We start from the raw sequence: 6,000 nt of genomic DNA, 5'->3' as shown, positions 1-6,000 counted from the left end.
TCAAGATGAGATTTCCCATAGCGCAAGCTAGTAAGATCCCTGAAAGATGATCAGGTAGATAGGTCAGAGGTGGAAGCATGGTGACATGTGGAGCTGACTGATACTAATCGATCGAGGACTTAACCATTACTTTAATGATGATTGTCAGTTATCTAGTTTTGAAGGAATAATGTTTTTTCACGGTAGTGAAAAGAACTTTCCTTTATGATTTTCCACGATAGTGAAAAGGTCATTCCATAACATAGTCTGGTGGCGATGGCGAGAAGGTCACACCCGTTCCCATACCGAACACGGAAGTTAAGCTTCTCAGCGCCGATGGTAGTTAGGGGCTGTCCCCTTGTGAGAGTAGGACGTCGCCAGGCTTAAGAAAGAGTATCTAATTGGATACTCTTTTTTATTTTGTCTAAATGTTGAGCTTATACTTTCTTAACATTAAAAAAAGCCCTCATAAGGACTTTTAAGAATCAATGGTAACAACATTTATGAATATATTTCAGGTGTATTGATCTTTTTAAGTTTGTTAATAAAATATTTATATTTTGGATCACCTGTATCTGTTGATACTAAATCTCTTTCACAATCTGTGCAGATAAAAGAAGTGTATAGGTGTAATCCCTTCCACTTAGACTGCTCGCAAATTACACATACTTCCCCAATTTGTTTCTCGGTTATTAGCGAACTCAAAATCTCCACCTCCATACACCTATTCTGCCCCGAAACATCCCTTTGTATACAAAATTTAGAATACTTTTTAAATGAGTTTACTTGATTAATATATTATGTTTTTACTTGAAATACATTGTATGTCTCATCTGGATTTATTTGAAATTATTATTCAAAATGAACTGAGTATTGGTGAAATCGTGTTTTTTTCTAGCTGATTTGATAAAATAAATTGATATGTTATTAACTCACAAATTATGGTGATTAAATGAAACAAAATAAAACTCCCATTTATCAAGCTCTTATAGAATATGACAGGAAATCTCCTGTTTCCCTACACGTACCTGGACATAAAAACGGGGTAGTGTTCCCTAAAGAAAAACATCCTTATTTTGACGAAATTCTAAGGTTAGATGCTACAGAAATTACGGGTTTAGATGATTTACACGAACCGGAAAATATCATATTGGAAGCTGAGCAATTATTAGCTGATTTATATAAAGTTAAGGACAGTTTTCTTCTTATCAATGGGTCAACAGTAGGGAATCTAGCCATGATTTTAGCTACTATAAAAGAAGATGAAACTGTCCTTGTTCAGAGGAATTGTCATAAATCCATCTTGAATGGGATTCATTTAGCTAAAGCCAATCCTGTTTTCTTAGGACCCAATTTAGAAAGTGATTGGGGTGTTGCAGGAGGGATATCGTTAGAAACGGTTCAAAAAGCTTTAGAATTACATCCAAATAGTAAAGCAATCATACTCACTTATCCAAATTATTATGGAATGGTCTACGAATTAGAAGAGATTATAAAACATGCGCATAGCTACCAAATTCCCGTTTTGGTTGATGAAGCACACGGTGCTCACTTTATAGTGGGGACTCCATTCCCAAAATCAGCTGTACAGCTAGGGGCAGATGTTGTTGTGCAGTCTGCACATAAAACACTACCCGCCATGACTATGGGATCTTTTCTTCATGTTAATAGCGAAATAATATGTACTGATGCCATTAAGGAATACTTGAGTATTTTACAATCGAGTAGCCCTTCATATACAATTATGGCTTCATTAGATATCTCTAGAAGCTATCTAGGGACTTACACAAACAAAGACTTAAACTATCTCATGTATGAGGTTACGTCTTTTAGAGAGCAGTTAAAATCAATTTCAGAAATTAAAGTAATGAATTTTAAAAATGGACAAGGAGATCCATTAAAAATAACCATACAATCCACTATGGGATTATCAGGATATGAGTTACAACAAGTATTAGAAGAATACGGTATCTATACTGAACTAGCTGATCCCTATAATGTTTTATTTGTTCTTCCTTTATTAAAAGAAGGAATATCTTTTCCATTTAAAGAAATTGTTTATAAGGTTAAACAAGCTGTTAAGAAAACCAATTCAACAAAACAGAAATCAAGCTTGCAATTTTATTTTAATAAATCATTAATTTCAACTTTATCTTTGTCCCTAAGAGAGAGAGAAAAGTGTAATGTAGAAATTAAACTTTTAAAAGAATCGCTCGGATTTGTATGTGCTGAGAGCATTATTCCATATCCTCCTGGCATTCCAATTTTATTGCCTGGTGAGAGGATTTCTAATGATGAGATAGAAAGCTTATCCACATATATGGAACTAGGTGCAAAAATTCAGGGAGGAAAGTATTTAAATCAAGGTAAGATTAAAGTATATACTGACACATTTGTAAGTCCGCTGGAGGTTTAATGATGAATAAGGGAATGTTTATTACAATAGAGGGTCCTGAAGGGGCTGGAAAGTCAACCATACTTGATATGCTTACAGAAAAGTTGAAATCTGAGGGGTTTAAGGTTATTCAAACTAGGGAACCGGGTGGTATTGAGATTGCTGAACAGATAAGAAAGGTAATCTTAGATAAACAAAACACAGCTATGGACTCCCGTACAGAAGCTCTTTTATATGCTGCCGCAAGAAGACAGCACCTTGTAGAAAAAGTAAAACCAGCCCTTGATGAAGGTTATATCATACTGTGTGATAGGTTTGTAGATAGTTCTTTGGCCTATCAAGGGTATGCAAGGGGTTTAGGAATAGATGAAGTGTATAGTATTAATCAATTTGCCATTGAAGGAATGATGCCTAGTTTAACCTTATACTTTGATATAGAGCCTAAGGTTGGACTAGAGAGAATTAATAAAAACAAAAGCAGAGAAGTGAACCGACTTGATTTGGAAAACTTACATTTCCATGAAAAGGTTCGAGAAGGATATCATATCCTGTTAAATCAGTTTTCAAATCGAATATATAAAATTGATGCTAATCACCCAATCAATATTGTCTTTAATGAAGCAGAGAAAAAAATAAAAGAGATTCTAAAGAACAGATCAAATTAACCCTATATTGAAAATGTCTTAAGAAAGTATTTTTAAGACATTTTTATATTTATGGATTATAAAGTTAGTTTAATTTGAAAAGAATTGCTGAAAAGTGTCGCTTATTAGTGTTGTAATACAACAAACAATTATAAAATACCAAATCATTTATTGTTATAATATAGATAAGCTCTTTACTAAATCTTCATGTCTCTTAACATGTATAAATCTATCTATAAAAGCGGAAATAGGCTATAGATAGATAAATATATCCGATGTGATCTACAAAAATAATTTAATAGGGGTTGTTATAGAATGAAACTAATCATTGCTGTTGTGCAAGACCAAGATAGTAACCGTCTTTCTAAAGCTCTTGTAGAAAATAACTTTAGAGCAACTAAGCTTGCAACTACAGGAGGATTTCTTCGATCAGGAAATACAACCTTTATGATTGGAACAGAAGATATTCGTGTAGATAGAGCTATGCAAATTATAAAAGAAAACTGCCAATCTCGGGACCAAATGGTGGCACCTGTTTCACCAATGGGCGGGAATGCAGATTCGTATGTCCCTTACCCTGTTGAAGTAGCTGTTGGTGGTGCGACAGTCTTTGTATTACCAATTGAACAGTTTCACCAATTTTAATTTGTATATTTGTACTAATAAACTTTAAGTGAGTGATTCATTTTGGTTAAGACGTGGGAACAGCTAGATGAAGTTCAGCCAAATGTAATGAAATTATTAAAGAATAGTTTAATAAAAGAACGCTTAGCCCACGCTTACCTTTTTGAAGGAATGCGGGGTACTGGCAAAAGAGAAGTTAGCCTGATTTTAGCTAAAAGTTTATTCTGTGAAAGACCGGTGGAAGGCTATCGACCTTGTGAAGTTTGTAATAATTGTAAGAGGGTTAATAGTGGAAATCACCCAGATATCCATGTGCTTGAACCAGACGGTTTGTCCATTAAGAAACATCAGATCCAGGCTTTACAAGGTGAGTTTGCAAAAACAGGTGTAGAATCTAAGAAAAAACTTTATACGATTGTTCATGCTGATAGAATGACAGTGAATGCTGCTAACAGTCTATTAAAATTTCTAGAAGAGCCTAATTCTGAGACTACAGCTATTTTACTCACAGAACAATCACAGCAAATTCTTCCTACCATTTTATCTCGTTGCCAGATTGTTTCATTTAAACCTTTATCATCTGTTAATCTAATTAAAAAGTTAACCGAATTAGGTGTCGAACCATACAAGGCCCCTATTATTGCACAACTTACCAATAATTTGGATGAAGCTTTAAGCCTAAGTTCAGACGATTGGTTTGCACAAGCTCAAAAAATAGTGGTAAAATTATATGAAGTGCTAAAGAAAAATCCATTAGAAGCTTTAGTTTCTCTTCAAGAGGATTGGTTTTTACACTTTAAAGAAAAAGAACAGTTTGATCAAGGTTTAAACTTACTTCTTCTTATATTTAAGGATTTATTATATATACAGCTTGGAAAACCTGAACAAGTTGTTTATCTTAGCGAAAAAGTTCGCTTAGAGCAATTTGCATTACAAACATCCGGACGGCGGCTTACTGAACAAATGACAGCCATATTTGATGCGAAAAGAAAATTGCATTCAAATATGAATCCACAGCTGCTAATGGAGCAGCTTGTGTTAAAATTGCAGGAGGGATCTTCATTTGTATGATGTAGTAGGAGTACGCTTTAAAAAAGCGGGTAAAATATATTATTTTGATCCCGGAGATCTCTTTGTTCAAAAGGACGAGTTTGTTATAGTCGAGACAGTTCGTGGCGTTGAGTACGGAAAAGTTGTCATCGCACCGAAGAAGGTAGAAGAACAAGATGTTGTTTTGCCGTTAAAAAAGGTTTTGCGAATTGCAGATCAAAAGGATCGACTAATCGTTGAGGAAAATAGACAGGCTGCCAAAGAAGCTTATGAAGTTTGCTGTGAAAAAGTAAGTACTCATCAACTAGATATGAAATTAGTAGATGTAGAGTATACTTTTGACCGTAATAAAGTGATTTTTTACTTTACCGCTGATGGACGAGTGGACTTTAGAGAATTAGTAAAGGATTTAGCTGCTATTTTTCGAACGAGAATTGAATTACGTCAAATTGGCGTAAGAGATGAGGCTAAGATGCTAGGTGGGATTGGTCCTTGTGGGCGAATGCTCTGCTGTTCCAGTTTCTTAGGTGATTTTGAGCCAGTTTCAATTAAAATGGCTAAGGATCAAAATCTTTCTCTTAATCCAACAAAAATCTCCGGTTTATGCGGAAGACTTATGTGTTGCTTGAAATATGAGAATGACGAGTATGAAGAAGCTAAAGAAATGCTTCCTGACCTTGGCGAATGGGTTGAAACGCCTCAAGGAAAAGGGAAGGTTGTTGGCTTAAATATATTAGAACGCATTCTTCAAGTTGAGATAGCGGACCAAGAGCGTGTATTAGAATATACGCTAGAAGATTTAACTAAGGAAGGCGCTGTTTCGGTACAATCCACAGATTAATGAGGTGGAAAGCGTGAACAATAAAGAAATTTTTGACTCAGTAAGCAATATGGAAGCACAAATTGGCCAATTATATAAACAGCTTGGTGAGTTAAAAGAGCATTTAGCAGAGATACTTGAGGAAAATAACTCATTAAAATTAGAAAATAACCATTTAAGACGTCGTCTGGATCAAACAACCGGTAATGAGCCACAAAAAGTTAAGAAAGATAAAAAGGGTAGAAAGCAAAATGATCTTCCTGATGAGAAGGTAATGGATATTGGTGAAGGATATGATAACTTAGCTAGACTGTATCAGGAAGGTTTTCATATATGTAATCTTCACTTTGGAAGTCCGCGTAAAGAAGGAGATTGTTTATTCTGCTTATCCTTTCTTAATAAAAAATAATCATTTCAACGTTTATTGTATTCATATAAAATATTATATGAATACAAAGATTTTAGAAATAGAAGTTTTGGCCTTCCTT

The 6,000-nt window shown here is 34.5% G+C and carries 7 protein-coding genes and 2 rRNA genes; 8 read left to right on the top strand and 1 reads right to left on the bottom strand.

Features of this window, described 5'->3' with window-relative positions; all coding sequences use genetic code 11:
- Together SM124_RS21865 and rrf are read left to right on the top strand one after the other, a co-directional pair.
- Nucleotides 1-127 (top strand): 23S ribosomal RNA (locus tag SM124_RS21865); the annotation flags it as partial.
- Nucleotides 128-245: 118 nt separating this feature from the next.
- Nucleotides 246-362 (top strand): 5S ribosomal RNA (gene rrf / locus SM124_RS21860).
- A 118-nt stretch (nt 363-480) separates the two neighbouring features.
- On the opposite strand, the gene SM124_RS21855 is transcribed toward rrf, so the two are convergent.
- On the bottom strand, nt 481-699 hold the full coding sequence (locus tag SM124_RS21855; RefSeq protein ID WP_407691438.1) for a sigma factor G inhibitor Gin: 219 nt from the start codon (nt 697-699) through the stop codon (nt 481-483).
- A 232-nt stretch (nt 700-931) separates the two neighbouring features.
- On the opposite strand from SM124_RS21855, the gene SM124_RS21850 reads away from it, so the two are divergent.
- The 6 genes from SM124_RS21850 (at nt 932) to yabA (ending at nt 5,921) form a co-directional block, all read left to right on the top strand.
- Nucleotides 932-2,395: an aminotransferase class I/II-fold pyridoxal phosphate-dependent enzyme gene (locus SM124_RS21850; protein ID WP_322448633.1), complete on the top strand. Its 1,464-nt coding sequence runs from the start codon at nt 932-934 to the stop codon at nt 2,393-2,395.
- Between the two features lie 2 nt (nt 2,396-2,397).
- Nucleotides 2,398-3,039 carry a dTMP kinase gene (gene tmk / locus SM124_RS21845; RefSeq protein ID WP_322448639.1) on the top strand — a complete coding sequence of 214 codons (642 nt, stop codon included), beginning with the start codon at nt 2,398-2,400 and terminating at the stop codon, nt 3,037-3,039.
- A gap of 294 nt (nt 3,040-3,333) precedes the next feature.
- A complete protein-coding gene (gene darA / locus SM124_RS21840) occupies nt 3,334-3,663 on the top strand; it encodes a cyclic di-AMP receptor DarA (RefSeq protein ID WP_322448632.1) in 330 nt (109 codons plus the stop codon).
- A gap of 42 nt (nt 3,664-3,705) precedes the next feature.
- Nucleotides 3,706-4,713 carry a DNA polymerase III subunit delta' gene (gene holB / locus SM124_RS21835; RefSeq protein WP_322448631.1) on the top strand — a complete coding sequence of 336 codons (1,008 nt, stop codon included), beginning with the start codon at nt 3,706-3,708 and terminating at the stop codon, nt 4,711-4,713.
- A complete protein-coding gene (locus tag SM124_RS21830) occupies nt 4,706-5,533 on the top strand; it encodes a PSP1 domain-containing protein (protein ID WP_322448630.1) in 828 nt (275 codons plus the stop codon). The genes holB and SM124_RS21830 overlap by 8 nt, the downstream gene beginning before the upstream one ends.
- Before the next feature lie 13 nt (nt 5,534-5,546).
- Nucleotides 5,547-5,921 carry a DNA replication initiation control protein YabA gene (gene yabA / locus SM124_RS21825; protein ID WP_322448629.1) on the top strand — a complete coding sequence of 125 codons (375 nt, stop codon included), beginning with the start codon at nt 5,547-5,549 and terminating at the stop codon, nt 5,919-5,921.
- The last annotated feature ends 79 nt before the right edge of the window (nt 5,922-6,000 follow it).

Origin of the sequence: Robertmurraya mangrovi, assembly GCF_034427655.1 — a bacterium.
GTDB classification, from domain to species: Bacteria; Bacillota; Bacilli; order Bacillales; family Cytobacillaceae; genus Robertmurraya_A; species Robertmurraya_A mangrovi.
This window is presented reverse-complemented; position numbering and strand designations above follow the sequence as displayed.